General features: G+C 72.3%; 13 protein-coding genes and 1 tRNA gene. 9 read left to right on the plus strand and 5 right to left on the minus strand.

Annotated elements, in window-relative coordinates; genetic code table 11:
* The first annotated feature begins 10 nt into the window (after positions 1-10).
* Together RB150_07700 and RB150_07705 are read left to right on the plus strand one after the other, a co-directional pair.
* The gene (locus RB150_07700) at positions 11-1786 is read left to right on the plus strand and encodes an SLC13 family permease (protein ID MDQ7820419.1); all 1776 of its coding nucleotides are present in this window, start codon (positions 11-13) and stop codon (positions 1784-1786) included.
* Positions 1787-1809: 23 nt separating this feature from the next.
* Positions 1810-1901, plus strand: a tRNA-Ser gene (locus RB150_07705).
* A 65-nt stretch (positions 1902-1966) separates the two neighbouring features.
* On the opposite strand, the gene RB150_07710 is transcribed toward RB150_07705, so the two are convergent.
* Positions 1967-2188: a YHS domain-containing protein gene (locus RB150_07710; protein ID MDQ7820420.1), complete on the minus strand. Its 222-nt coding sequence runs from the start codon at positions 2186-2188 to the stop codon at positions 1967-1969.
* 83 nt (positions 2189-2271) lie between these two features.
* Between RB150_07710 and RB150_07715 the strand changes: the two genes are divergently transcribed.
* The 5 genes from RB150_07715 to RB150_07735 all read left to right on the plus strand — a co-directional run bounded on the left by RB150_07715 (position 2272) and on the right by RB150_07735 (position 7166).
* Complete coding sequence (locus RB150_07715; protein ID MDQ7820421.1) at positions 2272-2793, plus strand: YIP1 family protein; 522 nt, start codon at positions 2272-2274, stop codon at positions 2791-2793.
* Positions 2794-2836: 43 nt separating this feature from the next.
* A complete protein-coding gene (locus RB150_07720) occupies positions 2837-3556 on the plus strand; it encodes an HAD family hydrolase (protein ID MDQ7820422.1) in 720 nt (239 codons plus the stop codon).
* Between the two features lie 99 nt (positions 3557-3655).
* A complete protein-coding gene (pruA, locus tag RB150_07725; GenBank protein ID MDQ7820423.1) occupies positions 3656-5206 on the plus strand; it encodes an L-glutamate gamma-semialdehyde dehydrogenase in 1551 nt (516 codons plus the stop codon).
* 125 nt (positions 5207-5331) lie between these two features.
* Positions 5332-6849 (plus strand): GGDEF domain-containing protein, encoded by a 1518-nt coding sequence (locus RB150_07730; protein MDQ7820424.1) that lies wholly within the window; start codon positions 5332-5334, stop codon positions 6847-6849.
* 128 nt (positions 6850-6977) lie between these two features.
* Positions 6978-7166, plus strand: a complete 189-nt coding sequence (locus tag RB150_07735; GenBank protein ID MDQ7820425.1) for a hypothetical protein — start codon at positions 6978-6980, stop codon at positions 7164-7166.
* 106 nt (positions 7167-7272) lie between these two features.
* On the opposite strand, the gene RB150_07740 is transcribed toward RB150_07735, so the two are convergent.
* Entirely contained in the window at positions 7273-8328 is a 1056-nt protein-coding gene (locus RB150_07740) for a M42 family metallopeptidase (GenBank protein ID MDQ7820426.1), read from the minus strand.
* Between the two features lie 132 nt (positions 8329-8460).
* On the opposite strand from RB150_07740, the gene RB150_07745 reads away from it, so the two are divergent.
* Positions 8461-11934: an AAA family ATPase gene (locus RB150_07745; GenBank protein ID MDQ7820427.1), complete on the plus strand. Its 3474-nt coding sequence runs from the start codon at positions 8461-8463 to the stop codon at positions 11932-11934.
* Positions 11935-11970: 36 nt separating this feature from the next.
* On the opposite strand, the gene sixA is transcribed toward RB150_07745, so the two are convergent.
* From sixA to RB150_07760, 3 genes are all read right to left on the minus strand, one after another.
* A complete protein-coding gene (gene sixA / locus RB150_07750) occupies positions 11971-12438 on the minus strand; it encodes a phosphohistidine phosphatase SixA (protein ID MDQ7820428.1) in 468 nt (155 codons plus the stop codon).
* 97 nt (positions 12439-12535) lie between these two features.
* Positions 12536-14149 (minus strand): NAD(P)/FAD-dependent oxidoreductase, encoded by a 1614-nt coding sequence (locus tag RB150_07755; GenBank protein MDQ7820429.1) that lies wholly within the window; start codon positions 14147-14149, stop codon positions 12536-12538.
* 71 nt (positions 14150-14220) lie between these two features.
* On the minus strand, positions 14221-14706 hold the full coding sequence (locus RB150_07760) for a hypothetical protein (protein MDQ7820430.1): 486 nt from the start codon (positions 14704-14706) through the stop codon (positions 14221-14223).
* A 105-nt stretch (positions 14707-14811) separates the two neighbouring features.
* On the opposite strand from RB150_07760, the gene RB150_07765 reads away from it, so the two are divergent.
* Positions 14812-16059 carry an aminotransferase class I/II-fold pyridoxal phosphate-dependent enzyme gene (locus RB150_07765; GenBank protein ID MDQ7820431.1) on the plus strand — a complete coding sequence of 416 codons (1248 nt, stop codon included), beginning with the start codon at positions 14812-14814 and terminating at the stop codon, positions 16057-16059.
* Positions 16060-16098 lie beyond the last annotated feature (39 nt).

The following is a 16098-nucleotide window of genomic DNA, read 5'->3' on the forward strand; positions in this document are numbered from 1 at the left end:
CGTGTGAGGCATGAGCGGATCCCAGACCGTCGTCCTTGGCATCCTGCTGGCAACCCTCGCGTTGTTGGCATGGGGGCGGTGGCGTTACGATCTCGTGGCGCTGCTCGCCCTTCTGACCCTGACCATCGCCGGCTACGTAGCGCCGGAAGACGCCTTTGACGGATTCGGCCACCCCGCGGTGATTACCGTGGCCGCTGTCCTCGTGGTCAGCCGGGGACTGCTGAACTCGGGGGTGGTCGACCTCCTGACCCGGGAGCTAGGGCGTATCGGGGGCCACGCGCTCCTCCAGATGACGGCGCTGACCACCCTCGCGGCGCTGGCGTCGGCTTTCATGAACAACGTGGGCGCGCTCGCCCTGCTGATGCCCGTGGCGATGCAAACGGCGCGCCGCCGCAGGATCGCTCCCTCAGCGCTGCTCATGCCGCTCGCCTTTGCCTCCCTGCTGGGCGGGCTGATCACGCTCATCGGGACGCCCCCCAACGTTGTCATCGCCACGTACCGGATGCAGGAGACCGGCGTTCCTTTCCGCATGTTCGACTTCACACCGGTCGGAGCGGGGGTGGCTGCCGCCGGGATCCTCTTCATCGCCTTGCTGGGCTGGCGGTTAATTCCGCGGCGCCAGGGACGCCAGTCCCCCGAAGAACTGTTCGAGATCTCAGACTACATCGCCGAGGTCGAGGTCCCCAAGGGCGCGCCCGTAGTCGGCAGGACAGTGCAGGAGCTGGAAACTCTGGACGACGCCGAGGTGACGGTGGTCGGCATCGTCCGCAGCGAGCGCCGAATGCCCGCGCCCTCCGGCGGGGAGATCGTCCGCGCGGACGACGTCCTGATCGTCAAAGCCGATCCGGCCGACCTCAAGACCCTCCTGGACGCCGGTGGCCTCCAGCTGGTCGGAGATAGGCCTTTGGACCCGGAGAAGCTCGGATCCGACGAAGTGGTTCTGCTCGAGGCCGTGGTGCGGCCCAACGCTCGCATCGTCGGCAAGACGGCCCGCACGTTGAACCTGCGCCGGCGCTTCGGGGTAAACCTGCTGGCGGTAGCCCGCGCAGGCCAGCGGGTAAAGGATCGCCTGGCCCGCCTCCAGCTCCGGGCCGGGGACGTGTTGTTGGTGCAGGGCAGTGGAGACCTCCTGCAGGAGGCTATTGCTGATCTGGGCCTCCTCCCGCTGGCCGAGCGGAAGCTGCGCCTCGGCCAGCCCCGCCGGACTATGTCGGCCGTCTCGATTTTCGGCCTGGGCCTGGCCACCGCCGCCCTGGGCGTGGTCCCCGTCCAGGTGGCCTTCGTCTGCGCGGCGGTCGCCATGGTGCTGACAGGACTGCTGCCCCTGCGCGACGCCTATGACAGCATTGACTGGCCAATTCTCGTGCTCCTGGGGGCGATGATCCCCGTCGGGCAGGCCCTGGAGACCACCGGAGTGGCGACGACAATCGCGGGCGCCCTGCTCGCCGTCGGCCAGCACCTGCCTCCCTGGGCCACGCTGACCGTGGTGCTGGTCGCCACCATGTTTCTCTCGGACGTCATCAACAACACAGCGGCCGCCGTGCTGATGGCTCCCATCGGTCTGGGTGTCGCCCGCGGGCTCGGCGTCCATAGCGACGCCTTCCTGATGGCTGTCGCCATCGGTGCGTCCTGCGCCTTCCTCACACCGGTCGGCCACCAGTCCAACACGCTCGTCATGGGGCCAGGAGGGTACCGGTTCGGTGACTACTGGCGCATGGGATTGCCGCTGGAGCTTCTGATCACGCTCGTGGCCGTGCCGCTGCTCCTGCACTTCTGGCCGCTGTGAGGCGTATAATGGGCTGGAACCTCGGAGGGGTGCAGGGAATCCGGCGATCCGGGCGGTCTTGAAAACCGCTGGGCCGCGCAGGCCCGTGTGGGTTCGAATCCCACCCCCTCCGCCACGGCCCGCAACGCCTCGACTTCCTTCTCGACCGGTTCCGCGGTGGCCGTGCGCCCTTCCACCATCTCACGAGCCTGCGGGAGCGTATCGGGCGGGATCCCTCTCGAAGCTGGTCTGGCAGTGCGCGGAACAGAAGTAATACTTGATGCCGCCGCGTTCTGCTGTGTGGCGGGCGGAGGCGATCTCCACCTCCATGCCGCATTCGGGGTCGACGGCGTGAGCCGCCGATATCCGGTCAGGACCCCGCGCCTTCCGGCGGCGCCCGCCCGTACGCTGTCCGCCGCAGATACAGGGCGATTACCCCGGGGGAGAGGTCTCGCGCCGAGGCGAATCATTCCCCGGCGGCATCACGAAGGCACAGGAGGGAGACCGTGGCAATCACCGAGCGGATGATTCGCGCGTCCAGGCTGGACCCCCGGCTGTACGAGGAGGTGGAAGCCGATCCCGGCCTCACCCGGGAAGCGGCGACGGTGGTGCTGCTGTCCGCGCTGGGCGCGGGCATAGGCGGCGTCGCGCGGGGAGGGATACTGGGGCTGGTGGTCGTGGCGGTCACCGCCCTGCTGGCCTGGTACGTGTGGGCCTACCTGACCTACTGGATCGGGACCCGCGTTCTGCCGGGAGAGGCCACCCACGCCGACGTGGGGCAGATGCTGCGGGTGCTGGGGTTCGCCAGCGCCCCGGGGGTGCTGCGGGTCCTGGGGATCGTGCCGGGGCTGGGGGCCCTGGCGTTCCCGGTCGCCAACGTGTGGATGCTGGTGACCACGGTGGTGGCGGTACGCCAAGCCCTGGACTACACGTCCACTTGGCGCGCTCTGGCCGTGGTGGCCCTGGGCTGGCTGGCCTACCTGGTGGCCCTGGCGCTGGTGACGGCCGCCCTGCGGGCGGGAGGGTAACGGTTTCCGCGGTGGGCGCGGATCCCCCCCGTCCCCGCCTCCGGTGATCACCGCCGTCCTGTTCGATCTGGACGGAACCCTGCTGCCGGTCGACACCGGCCGGCTGGTGGAAGAGTACGTCCGCCTCCTGGCGCGGGACTTTGCCGACCTGATCGACCCCGGGCGGTTTGTGTCCTGCCTGCTGGACGCCACCCGGGTGATGCTCGCCAACCGCGATCCCTCCCGGACTGTCCGGGAGGTGTTCGCCGCCTCGTTCTATCCGGCGGTGGGCCTCACCGAAGAGCAGGCCGCCCCGCGCCTGGCGCAGTTTTACGCGCGCACCTACCCCCGCCTGCGGGCGCTGACACGCCAGGACCCCGCCGCCCGGGAGGCGGTGCGGGCGGCTCTCGGGCGCGGTCTGGTGGCAGTCCTGGCCACGAACCCCATCTTCCCCGAAGTCGCCATCCGCCAGCGCATGGCGTGGGCGGGGGTGGACGACCTGCCCTTTGCTGTCGTCACCACCTACGAGACGGCGCACGTCTGCAAGCCCCACCCCGAGTACTTCCTGGAGGTCTGCGAGGCCATCGGCCACCCGCCGCAGCGGTGCCTGATGGCGGGCAACGACGCCCGCGAGGACGCCGTGGCCCGCCGGCTGGGCATGCGCACCTTCCTGGTCACCGACCATCTCATCAACCCCGGGGGCCTGCCCGTGGAGGCAGACCGCGCCGGCTCCCTGGCCGACCTGGCCACTTTTCTGCGCACGGCGGACCTGGACGCGCTGTAGGCCGACGCTGCTGCCGCGCGCAGGGCCCCGGCGGTTTATAATGGAGCCACCCGCACGATGCCGTGACGGCACATTCCTGCGCGTGACCGGAGGTGGAGCATGGCCCTGCCGGAGTTCCGCAACGAGCCGTTCACCGACTTCTCCCAGGACGCCGCCCGCACGGCGATGCAACAGGCCCTGCGGTCGGTGGCCGCCCAGCTGGGCAAGGAGTTCCCGCTGGTCATCGGCGGCCAGCGGGTGACCACCCGGGAGAAGTTCACCTCCCTGAACCCCTCCCAGAAGGACGAGGTGGTGGCCGTCTGTCAGAAAGCCGGTCCCGATCACGTGGAGGCGGCGGTGGTCGCCGCCGAGCAGGCCTTCGCCTCCTGGTCCCGGGTCCCGGCGGCCGAGCGCGCCGCGATCCTGCTGCGGGCCGCCGACTGGCTGCGCCGCCGCAAGTTCACCGCCGCCGCCTGGCAGGTCTACGAGGTCGGCAAGAACTGGGCCGAGGCCGACGCCGACGTGGCCGAGACCATCGACCACCTCGAGTTCTTCGCCCGGGAGGCGCTGCGCTACGACCGGGGCCAGCCTACGGTCCCCCATCCCCAGGAGATGAGCGAGTATGTCTACCTGCCCCTGGGCGTGGTGGCCGTGATCCCGCCCTGGAACTTCCCCCTGGCCATTCCGGTGGGCATGGCGTCGGCCGCCATCGCCGCCGGCAACACCGTGGTGATGAAGCCCAGCTCCGATTCTCCGGCCAACGCCTACGTCTTCCTGGAGGCGATGGAGGCCGCGGGGTTGCCGCCGGGCGTGCTGAACATCGTCACCGGTCCCGGATCGGCGGTGGGAGACCCCCTGGTCCAGCATCCCCGGGTGCGGATGGTGGCGTTCACCGGCAGCAAGGAGGTCGGCATCCGCATCTACGAGCAGGCGGCCCGGGTCCCGCCCGGTCAGAAGTGGCTGAAACGCTGCATCGCCGAGATGGGGGGCAAAAACGCCGTCATCATCGACGAGGAGGCCGACCTGGAGGAGGCGGTACAGGCTGCGGTGGTCTCCGGCTACGGGTTCCAGGGCCAGAAGTGCTCGGCGGGATCCCGGCTGGTGGTCACCGCCCCGGTGTACGCCGACGTCCTGGAGGCGTTCGTGGAGAAGGTCCGCTCCCTGGAGCAGGGGCCGGCCAAGGACAACTACTTCAGCGGCCCGGTCATCAACGAGGCCGCCATGAAGAAGATCCTGGGCTACATCCAGATCGGCAAGGGCGAAGGCCGCCTGCTGGCCGGCGGAGAGCCCGGGGACGGATCCGGGTACTACATCCAGCCCACGGTCTTCGCCGACGTGGACCCCTCCGCCCGGATCGCCCAGGAGGAGATTTTCGGGCCCGTGGTGGCCGTGATCAAGGCGCGAGACTTCGCCGACGCCCTGGCCATGGCCAACAGCACCGAGTACGGGCTGACCGGCGCGGTGTTCACCCGCAACCCCGAGAAGATCGCCCGCGCCCGCCGGGAGTTCTTCTGCGGCAACCTGTACATCAACCGCAAGTGCACCGGCGCCCTGGTGGGGGTGCACCCCTTCGGGGGGTTCAACATGAGCGGCACCGACGCCAAGGTGGGCGGGCCGGACTACCTGCTGTACTTCCTGCAGCCGAAGGTGGCGTCCATCAAGCACCGCTGATCTTCGCCGGCGGGGGGGTGGGGCCCGGGGACCGAACGGGCCGCGGGATGATACCAAAGTCCCATGGCCCTGGCAGGAAGTTTGCTGCACATTTTGGGTATGCTAGAAGAGGACCCATTCGTTCCATGAGCGGCGAGGCCCCGTTCCACAAGGTGCGCTGGCACGTGCCGGCCCGGACCCTGGGCATCACCCTGCCCCCGGGCTACCACCTGCTGGAGGCCCCTCTCCAGCTGTTTCTGTGCTACGGGGATCAGGAAATCGCCCGGTTCGCCTCGGGGGTGGATCCCGCGGAGATCCAGAGGGCGGCGGAGGCGCACGCCGCCCGCCATCCGTCCCCCGCCCCCACCGGGGCGCCGGCGGAAGACCCGATCACGGGCCTGCCCTGGTCGGTGTCCCTGCGGGACGAGGCCGCGCGCCTGGCCCGCACCGCCGACCTCCACGTGATGGTGGTGCAGCTGGCGGGCCTGGACACCCTCATGGACGTGTACGGCTACAAGGCCGCCCATTCGGTGCTCCGGCAGATCGCCCGGCGCCTGCGGCGCCTGATGGACGACCGGGACCGGCTCTCCCGGCACGGCGGGGATACCTTCCTGATCCTGACCACCCGGTCCCTGGACGAGGTCCGCACCCAGGTGGACATGATCCACCAGCAGGTGGAGGTGGCCGGGCTGGACACTGACGGGGCCCGCCTGCCCCGCAGCCGCATCGGCATCGCCACCGTGGACCGCCTGGCCGACGTGGACCCCCTGGCGGCGGCCGCGGTCATTGACGCCGTCATCATCTCCGCCGAGGTGGCGGCTTCCACCGCCGAAGCCACCGGCCAGGTCGCACAGGCCGAGGCGCCCGCACCCCCTGGCCCCGAGGCTGTCCCCGAGGCGCCTCACGAGGAGGCGGTGCCCGAGCCGGAGGCCGCGGCTCCCGCCGCCGCGCCGGCCCCCGAGCCGGTGGCGGCCGTGGAGGCTCCCGAGTCCCGGTACGAGCCCTGGACCCCGCCGCAGCCGGACGAAGCTCCGGCCGAGGAACCCGTGGAAGCGGCGGGGTTTCCCCCATTCGAGGCCCCGGCCCCTGCCGCCCCGATAGAAGAGGCTGAGGAGCCGTCCGTGGAGGAACTCCCGCCGCGGGTGTATGAGATCCCGGTCCCGGAAGCGCCTGCTCCTGCGCCCCCATCCCCCGCGCCCCCTCCCCCACCCCCCGCCGCCGCGGCCCCGGAGCAGCCGCCAGCCATGCCCGTCCCCGCCCCGGACGGCACGGGACGCATCCGGCTCAAGGGGGCGAGCCTGGACGTCTCCGGCCTGGTGGCGACCGCCACGGTCAAGATGGCCCTGGGGGACCGGGAGGTGGTGGGGCGGGCCGTGGGGCGCAACGCCCAGGAACGGCGCCTGTTCCTGGCCGCCGAGGCGGCCGCCCGGGCGATTACGGAGTTCCTGCCCCCCGGCTATGGGGTGGTGGTCCACGACATCCAGCAGGCTCCTCCCGAGGTAGGCAAGGCGCTGTGGGCCGTGGTCCTGTTCCTGACCCCCGCCGGTGAGGAGTCGCTGCTGGGGATCGCGCCCATCGACGACATGGTTTTCGAAGCCGCGGGCAAGGCGGTCCTCAACGCCGTCAACCGGCGCATCGCTCCGCTGCTCACCCAGCCTTCCTGAAATTCTCCGGCGCCGGCAGGACCCTGAACGCACCGCGAGGAATTGCGCTGCGGAGGATCATACCCGGGGGTCGCGAAGACCTTCGGTGAGGTCGCGCGGGGAGACCACCGAGTAAGGGGGGAGGACGCGTGGCGCGAAAGAAGGCAGCCAAGAAGGCCCGGGCGGCAAAGAAGAAGCCGGCGCGCCGGGCAGTCCGGAAGGTGGCGCGCAAGCCCGCCGCCCGGAAGAAGGCCGCCAAACCCATGGAGATGCCGGGGCCGTCCCAGCCCTCGGCGCCCTGGACACCCTCAGGCGAGAGCTGGATGCCCACCCAGTAGTCTCCGGGCACCGGCCTTCATCCGCTGTCTTTCCGGCGAGGGCCCGCGGACAGGCCCTCGCCGGCTTTCTGCCCCGCCTTCAGGACCGCGGCCCCCGGCGAAGCCCTCACAGGCCCAGGAGGGCCCGCGCCTCCTGGACGAACGCGCCGACCAGGCGGACGACCTGCTCGAAGTCGTCCAGGGCCATCAGGCCCACCGGGGAGTGGATGTAGCGCACCGGCACTGAGACAACCCCGGCCAGCACCCCCGCCCGGGTCGTGTGGATGGCGCCGGCGTCTGTCCCTCCAAAAAGCGGCAGCTTGATCTGGTAGCGCACCTCGTGCCTCCGGGCCAGCTCCTCCAGGGCCCGCACCATCCTCTGGCTGACCACGATGGACTGGTCGGCGACGGTGATGGCCGCCCCTCCGCCCAGGGCGGTGGGCTGGCGCTGGGGAGCGACCCCCGGCAGGTCGGCGGCAGCGGTGGCCTCCACCGCCAGCGCCACCTGGGGGTTGACCTGGTAGGCGGCGGTCCGCGCCCCCCGCAGGCCTGTCTCCTCGCTCACGGCGAAGGCGCACACCACGGTGGCGTCGGGGGGCCGCTCCGCCAGGGACTCCAGAACCTTCACCAGGACCGCGCACCCGGCCCGGTCGTCAAAGTTCCTCCCCACAACCCACCCCTCCCGCAGCACCTCCAGGGGGTGTCCGAGCACCACCGGGTCCCCCACGCCCAGGCCCAGCGCGCGGGCCTGGTCCGCTGAGAACACCCCCACGTCGATGACCAGGGAGTCCGGAGGGATCGGCTTGTCGCGCTCCTCGGGCTTGAGCACGTGCGGGGGCAGGCTGCCGATCACCCCGCGCACCCTCCGGCCGTCGCGCGTCCGGATCGTCGCCATCTGCGCGGGCAGGATGCGGGTGTCCCACCCTCCCAGGGTGGCAAAGCGCACGAACCCCTTGTCGTCGATGTGGCTGGTGATCAGCCCGATCTCGTCCATGTGGGCGTCGAGCATCACCGTGACGTCCGAACGGCCCCGGCGCGTCACCAGCAGGTTGCCCAGCACGTCGGTGCGCACCTCGTCGGCCAGGGGCTCCACCAGCCTCCGGATCGCCTCGCGCACCTCGTCCTCAAATCCGGCCACGCCGACGGCGTCGGTCAGTGTCCGCAGCAGCGCCACCGTGTCCACGGCTGTCGTCCCCCCTCCGGGGATCTCCGGTGCCCTTCGCCGGCGCCCCGGCGGGCCCCTGGCCGGACCGGGGGGAGCCTGCCCTGTCCGCTCTTGTCGGGCCCTGCCGGGGCCTATAGACTGGAAGATGTTATGCCCGCCTCCGCCGCCTCCTCCACCCCTTTCTGCCAGCGCTGCGGCACCGCCAACCCGCCGGAAGCCCGCTTCTGCATGGCCTGCGGTGCGCCGCTGCAGACCCCCTGCCCCGCGTGCGGGGCGGGCAACCCGCCGGGGGCGCGCTTCTGCCGGCGGTGCGGGACGGCCCTGGCGGAGATCTCGCTGACAGAGCGCCGGGTGGTCACCACCCTGTTCGCCGACCTGGCCCGCTCCACGACCCTGATCCGGCGGATGGACCCGGAGGCGGCGCGCGGCCTGCTGGGCCGGTTCTTCGCGGCGATGCGGGAAGAGATCGAGCGCTGCGGAGGCACCGTGGAGAAGTTCATCGGCGACGCCGTGATGGCGGTCTTCGGCCTGCCCGCGGCCCACGAGGACGATCCGGAGAGGGCGGTGCGGGCGGCGGTGGGGATGCAGGCGCGGATGGAGGCCCTGCGGGCGGACCTGGGCGTCGACCTGCGGCTGCGGTGCGGCATCGCCACCGGGGAGGTGGTCGCGGATGCCCGCGCGGCGGCGGAGGGCCAGTTCATGGTGACCGGAGATGTGGTGACCTTCGCCGCGCGCCTGCAGGCCGCCGCCCCTCCGGGAGGGATCCTCATCGACGACCGCACCCGGGAGGCGCTGCGCGGCCGGGTGATCTGCGAGGCCCTGCCCCAGGGCCCGGCGGAGTTCGGCGACCACCGGGCGTGGCGGGTCACGGGCCTGTCGGATCGGCCACCGGCCCGGAGGCTGCAGGCGGCCATGGTGGGCCGCCGGGAGGAGCTGGACGTGCTGCGGGCGCTGTTCCGCCGCGTCCGCGACGGCTCCCACGGCCACCTGGTGACCATCGTGGGGCCCGCCGGCATCGGGAAGACCCGTCTAGTGGAAGAGTTCCTGCTGGATGCCCGATCGCTGCCTCACCCGCCCCACATCCTCCGCGGCCGCTGTCCCGCCTACGGGGAGGGGCTGACCTATCGCCCGCTGGCGGAAATGCTCCGGGACCACTTCGATGCCCACGCCAGCGGCGCGGAGGCGGGCCGCAGGCTGGCGGAAGCCATCGCGCAGGCGTGTGCGCCAGCCGCGGGTCCCGACGAGGCCCGGGCGGTGGGGGAGGCGCTGGCGGCCCTGGTCGGTCCGGAGCGGCCCGCCGCCGGGAGGCCGGGAAGCCTGCACCCGCCGGCTCCCGCCGTCGATACCCGCACCGCCGACAGGCGCGCCCGGGCCGCCGGCGCCGCGGCGGAGGGCCCCGGGGTGGAGGCCGTCGTGCACGCTTTCCGGACGCTGGCCACATCCCTGGCCCGCACGGCGCCTGTGGTTCTGGTGGTGGAAGACATCCAGTGGGCAGAACGCAGCCTGCTGGAGTTCCTCGAGCGCATGGCGGCCCACAGCGCGGACGTCGCCCTGATGGTCATCTGCCTGGCCCGGCCGGAGCTGCGGGACCGCTATCCCACCTGGGGCCTGGGTGTGCGGGACCACACCACCGTCTCCCTGTCCCCGCTGACGGCGGACGAGGCGGCCCGGCTGATCGAGGCGGCGCTGGGGCAGCCGGCCCTGCCCCCGGAGGTGCAACAGGCGGTCCTGGCACGGGCCGAAGGCAATCCGTTCTTTCTGGGAGAGATCCTCCTGATGCTGGTGGACGAAGGCCGGCTGGTCGAAGACGGATCCCGGTGGCGGTGGGCGTCGTCCTCTCCAGACATCCGCATCCCCGACACCGTGCACGGCCTGGTCCTGTCTCGGCTCGACCTGCTGGCGCCCCTGGACAAGCGCGTGCTCCAGGATGCGTCGGTGGTGGGCCGGGTCTTCTGGCCGGGGGCGATCGCCGCGGTCGATGACGTGGGGGAGGACGAGGTGGCCGCGACGCTGCAGCGGCTGGTGGAGCGGGAACTGGTGGAGGAGCGTCCGGGCTCCGCCCTGGTGGGCGAGCGTGGATTTGCCTTCACCCACGCCCTCATCCGGGAGGTGGCCTACGGGACCATCCCCAAGGCCACCCGCAGCGAGCGCCACCGCCGCCTGGCCTCGTGGCTGCAGCCGAGGACGCCCACCCCTGGTGACGCCGACCTGGAGGACCTGGCGCACCACCGGGAGCAGGCGTGGAGGTATGCGGCGGACGCGGGGGCGCCGTCCGAGGATCTCGCCCGCGACGCAGTGGACGCCCTCCGCCGTGCGGCACGGCGGGCGATCACCCTGGGGGCCCTGCCCGAGGCTCGCGAGGGGTACGAGCGCGCTCTGGACATCCTGCGGGCATCGGGGCTGGATGCCGACCCCGCGCTGTACGCGGAGGTGCTCACCGACTACTCGGACGCCATCCGCTGGATGTCCCTTCCGGACCGCGTGCTGGAGACGACGTCGCGGGTGCTGGACCTGGCCGGTCCACTGGCGCGGCCGGACCTGATGGCGCGGGCCTGGCTCCACCGCGCCTTCGCCGAGTATGACCGGGCCAGCCTGACGGCGGCTGAGGACGCCCTGGCGCGGGCCCGGGACGCCTTCCGCCGCCTGGGAGACCGGCAGGGAGAGGCGGAGGCGTACGAACTGCTGGGCATCATCACCCACTCCCTGCGGGGCCGCCTGGGCACCGCTCGGGTCGCCTATCGCACGGCCCTGGAGATGTTCCGGGCCCTGGGCGACGCCCGGGGTGAGGCGCGGGCCACCGCGTTTCTGGGGAGGGCCACCCTGGACGCAGGGGAGATCGCCGCCGCCCGGCCGATCCTGCACGAGGCGCTGGCTGTGGCGCGGGCGCACCGGGAGCGGACCAGCGAGGCCCGCAGCCTGGTGGGGCTGGGGATCGTCGAGCACCTGGCCGGAGAGTCGGCTTCCTGCGTCCGCTACTTCCAGGAAGCGGTGGCCACCTGGCACAAGATGGGGAACCGGGACGCCGAGGCCTACACCCGCCGCCACCTGGCCATGCACCTGCTGCGCCAGGGGCGGGTGGACGAGGCCGGCCGGGAGGTGGAAGCCGCGCGGACCCTCTTGCGCGAGCACCGCAGCCAGGTCGTCGAGCGCCGGGGAGACGCGGCGCTGGGGCCGCCGACGCCGCGGGCCGAGGGCCAGGCCGACCCGCCGTCCCTGCTGCGGACCCTGGCGGAACTGCACCTGGCCCGGGGAGACCTGGCGGGGGCATCCGAGTACGGCGAGCGGTCAGTGGAGGGCCTGGACCCCGAAGACGAGGTCCCCCACGCCACCCACCGGGCCACCCTGGGGCGGATCCGGGCCGCCCAAGGAAGGGCACAGGAGGCGCTGGCGCTGTTCGCGCAGGCGCTGGAGGTGCTGGACCGGCCCGACCAGGAGTACCGGTTCGACCTGGCCCTCACCCTGCTCAAGTACGGGGAGGCCCTGCGCGTTCTCGGCCGCCGGGCCGAGGCTGCCGCAGTCACCGGGCGGGCGCGGGACCTCTTCGGCGGGATGGGCGCCTCCAACTTCGTCCGCGCCGCCGAGGCGATGATGAAGGGGTGGGGCAAGGAAGCAGTAGGGCGTTGACGCGCCGGAGCGTTGAGACGTGCAGACCGGAGTAGCCTAAGAGCCGGACAGATCCGGCCCGATGGCCCAGCGCAGGGTCCACTCCCCGTGCGGGCCGCGCTCCAGGCAGGCCACCCCGGCGGCGGGCAGCGCCAGCACCGGCCTGCCGGCATCCCCGCACAGGAGCAGAGCCGCCAGGCGGTTGAGAAACGGCTGGTGGCCCACCAGCGCCAGGTCGCGGCCCTCCTCCGCCAGGGCGGGCACCAGGGACCCGGGATCCGCCGACGGGTTCAGGCGGGCGTCGGCGGTCACCTCCACCTCGGGGAGGACTTCCCGCCACGCCTGCGCCGTCTGCGCCGCCCGGAGTTTTTCGCTGTGGACGATGCGCAGGGGGCGCGCTCCGGCCCGGGTGACCGCCTGGCGCGCCACGGACCGGGCCTGCGCCCACCCCCGCTCGGTCAGCGGACGCGCCGGATCCCGCTCTTCAGGGACCGCCTCCGCGTGATGGACGAGGTAGAGCTTCATGCGCGCGTGATCTGTACGGCGACACGGTGAAACGCTGAAGCGGTGAAACGCTGAAACGTCCGGACGTCGGGAGCGACCGGACACCGCATCCCGGCAGTCACCGATAGCCCCTCCAGTCCCGCAGGATCTCCCGGGCCGCGTTGTAGCCCGGCGCCCCCATCACCCCGCCGCCGGGGTGCGCGCCCGACCCGCACAGGTACAGCCCCCGCACCGGCGTCCGGTACTGGGCCCACCCCACGACGGGCCGGAAGAAGAACAGCCGGTCGGGGGTCATCTCGCCATGGAAGATGTCCCCACCGGTGAGCCCGAACTCCCTCTCCAAGTCCACCGGGCTCAGGACCTGCCGGTGGATCACGATGTTCCTGATGTCGGGGGCGTAGCGGGAGATGACCTCCAGCACCCGGTCGGCGTAGCGCTCCTTCAGGTCGTCCCAGGACCCCTCGGCCAGCCGGTAGGGAGCATACTGCACGAAGATGGACACCACGTGGCGGCCCGGCGGCGCCAGCGTCGGATCGTAGACCGTCGGGATGGTGATCTCCGCGAAGGGCTCCTGGGAGGGGCGGCCCTGCCGGGCGTCCTCCCACGCCCGGTCGATGTACTCCATGGTGGGACCGATGTGGATGGTGGCCCGGTGCTCCGGGCCCGGCCCGGTCCGCGCGCCGCCCACAGCCGGGAAGACGGGCAGCCCGTCGGTGGCCAGGTTGATCTTCATGGCCACGCCCTCGGTGCGGATTCTCTCCACATCCCGGCGGAACTCCGGATCCAGCGCCTGCGCGGGCACCAGGCGCAGGAAGGTCCGCTTGGGATCGGCGTTGCTGGCCACCGCCCGGGAGCGCAGTTCGGTCCCGTCGGCCAGGACCACGCCCGCCGCCCGGCCGCCGTCCACCAGGACCTGCGCCACCTCGCATCCGGTGCGGATCTCCACGCCGTGGCGGAGGCAGCAGGCCGCCAGCGCCTCGCTGATCCGCCCCATCCCGCCCCGGACGAACCCCCACAGGCCGCGCTTGCCGGCGGCGCGTCCCATGCAGTGGTGGAACAGCACGTAGGCCGTCCCCGGCGTGGACGGGCCGCCCCGGGCCCCGATCACCCCGTCGGTGGCCAGGGACGCCTTCAGGTGGGGGGACTCAAACCACCCGTCCAGGAAGTCCCGGGCGCTCTGGGTCAGCATCTGCACGGCCCGGGCCAGGTCGGCGGGGGGCAACCGCAGGACATCCGCGGCCAGCCGGCCCAGCCCCACGAAGTCCCGCCAGCGGCGGCGCACGATGTCGGGCGGGGTGCTCAGCAGCCAGCGCTCCATGCGGTCCGCCACACGCGCCAGGAATGCTTCGTACTCGGGGTACGCCCGGGCGTCGCGGGTTGAAAAGCGCGCTACCTCCTCGACCGTGCGGCGCTCGTCGCGCCACACATAGAGGTGGCTGCCGTCGGGGAAGGGGCTGAAGAACGCCGGATCCTTGGGCAGGATCTCGTACCCGTAGCGGGGCAGGTCCAGGTCGGAGACGATCCGCGGCTGCAGGAGGCCGCACAGGTAGGCCGCCGTATTGACCCGGTAGCCCGGCCACACCTCCTCGGTGACGCACGCCCCGCCCACCCGCGGACGCTTCTCCAGAACCAGCACCCGCAGGCCGGCCCGGGCCAGATAGGCCGCCGCCACCAGACCGTTGTGGCCGGCCCCCACCACGATGACGTCGTAGCGCGTGCCCGCGACGCCCATCTTTTTCCATCATAGCCGTCCGGCCGCCCCGCGGGCATGTCGGCGGCTTCGGCCCGGAGCCGTCTCCGAGATCACCCCGAGGCGCCCGCCGAGGGAGCGCAGACGGGCAGGGCCGCGTTGGCGTTGTGGAGGAAGATCTGCACCCGCTCCCGGGGGTACAGGTACACCGCCACCTGCCAGCTGGCCAGGGCCTGGCCGGTGAGGGCCTGGGCGACCACATAGTACCACCGGTCGCCGGGGAGGTTGGCAAAGGTGAAGCGCCCTCGGGTGTCGGTCCGGGTGCGGGCGTAGGCCAGCCGGTTCTGGATCTCGGGGCTGCTGACGACGTATTCCACGAACATGTGGGCCAGCAGAGGGTTGAACACGCCGTCCCGGACGGCCTTCTGCTTGACGTCCTCCAGATCGAGGGGCTTGACCAGCAGGTACACCGGCGCGTTGGCGCAGGGGAGGATCGTGCCGGAGCCGGTCACCAGGCCGATCCGGCCCTCGATCGTCCCGTTCAGGTCGGCCGCCGACGCGGCGCGCTGGGCCTGGAGCAGCTTGCGGAGAATCGGCACCCCTCAGCAGCGGTCTCCCTCTCTGTATGCCCGCCCCCACGGGGGCCGAAGACGGGAACGGCAGGCTTCCCGCCCCGCCCCGGCGAACGGGCTTTGCCAAGGCCCATGGCGCAGCCCCCCGAAGCCAACCCCATTACCCGCCGCGTCCGGGAATTCGCCGGGCGGGTGCGGCGCGTGCAGGAACGCGACCTCTACCTGTACCTGCAGCCGGTGGAGGCCCTGGGCGGGGCCTACGTGACCATCGGCGGGCGGCAGGTGCTGCTGGGGTCGTCGTACTCCTACCTGGGACTGCTGGGCCACCCGGCCATCGAGGCGGCCGTCCGGGAGGCGGCGCGGCGCTACGGCTCCGGCACCCACGGCGTGCGGCTGCTGGCGGGCAACACCGACCTGCACGACCGCCTGGAGAGGCGCCTCGCGGCCTGTGTGGGCGCCGAGGCCGCGGTGGCCTACAGCAGCGGGTACGTGGCCAACGTGGCCTGCATCTCCACCCTGGTGGGCCGGGGCGATCTGGTCGTCGCCGACAAACTGGACCACGCCAGCATCATCGACGGCTGCCTGCTGTCGGGCGCGCGCCTGGTGCGGGTCCCCCACAACAACATCGCCGCCGTGGACCGGGCGCTTCAGGAGGCGCCGCCGGGAGCGGGGACGCTGGTAGTGGTGGACGCGGTGTTCAGCATGGACGGCGACGTCATCGATCTGCCGGCCCTGGTGGAGGTGTGCCGGCGGCGGGGGGCGTGGCTGATGGTGGACGAGTCCCACTCGCTGGGGGTGCTGGGACCGGACGGCCGGGGCATCCAGAGCCACTTCGGGCTGCCCGGCGCCGTGGACATCGTCATGAGCTCGCTGTCCAAGAGCATCCCGTCCGTGGGCGGGTTCATCGCGGGGGGATCCGACCTGGTAGACCTGCTCAAGCACGCCTCCCGGGCGTTCGTCTTCTCGGCGGCGCTGCCCCCGCCCAGCGCGGCGGCGTCCCTGGCGGCTCTGGACATCATGGAGGCGGAGCCCCAGCGGGTGGCCCGTCTGCACGCCAACCTCCGCCGCCTGCGGGCGGGCCTGCGCGCGGGAGGCCTGGACGTCCGCGATGATCCCACCCCCATCGTGCCGGTCATCACCGGCTCCGACGACGCTGCGCTGCGGATGGCCCGCCGGCTGTTCGACCGGGGTGTCTTCGTCCCGCCCATCGTGACCCCGGCCGTCCCGCCCCGCACCAGCCGCCTGCGGGTCACCGTCACCGCGGCCCACACCGAGGCGGATGTGGACCGGGTGGTGGAGGCGGTGGTGGCCACGTGGCGGGAGGTCATGGTGGCCGACGTCCCGAGGTCCGGAGTCGGGGATCCGGGGTCCGGCCGTTAACTGCCGGGGCACCTCACCTTCAACGGCGGGACGCTGCCG

The organism is Armatimonadota bacterium, from assembly GCA_031081675.1.
Taxonomy (GTDB): domain Bacteria; phylum Sysuimicrobiota; class Sysuimicrobiia; order Sysuimicrobiales; family Kaftiobacteriaceae; genus Calidihabitans; species Calidihabitans tengchongensis.

Coding starts and splice junctions, on each gene's coding strand:
- RB150_07730 (MDQ7820424.1), top strand. CDS start 5,332: ATGAGCGGCGAGGCCCCGTTCCACAAGGTGCGCTGGCACGTGCCGGCC.
- RB150_07755 (MDQ7820429.1), bottom strand. CDS start 14,149: ATGGGCGTCGCGGGCACGCGCTACGACGTCATCGTGGTGGGGGCCGGC.
- sixA (MDQ7820428.1), bottom strand. CDS start 12,438: ATGAAGCTCTACCTCGTCCATCACGCGGAGGCGGTCCCTGAAGAGCGG.
- pruA (MDQ7820423.1), top strand. CDS start 3,656: ATGGCCCTGCCGGAGTTCCGCAACGAGCCGTTCACCGACTTCTCCCAG.
- RB150_07700 (MDQ7820419.1), top strand. CDS start 11: ATGAGCGGATCCCAGACCGTCGTCCTTGGCATCCTGCTGGCAACCCTC.
- RB150_07745 (MDQ7820427.1), top strand. CDS start 8,461: ATGCCCGCCTCCGCCGCCTCCTCCACCCCTTTCTGCCAGCGCTGCGGC.
- RB150_07765 (MDQ7820431.1), top strand. CDS start 14,812: ATGGCGCAGCCCCCCGAAGCCAACCCCATTACCCGCCGCGTCCGGGAA.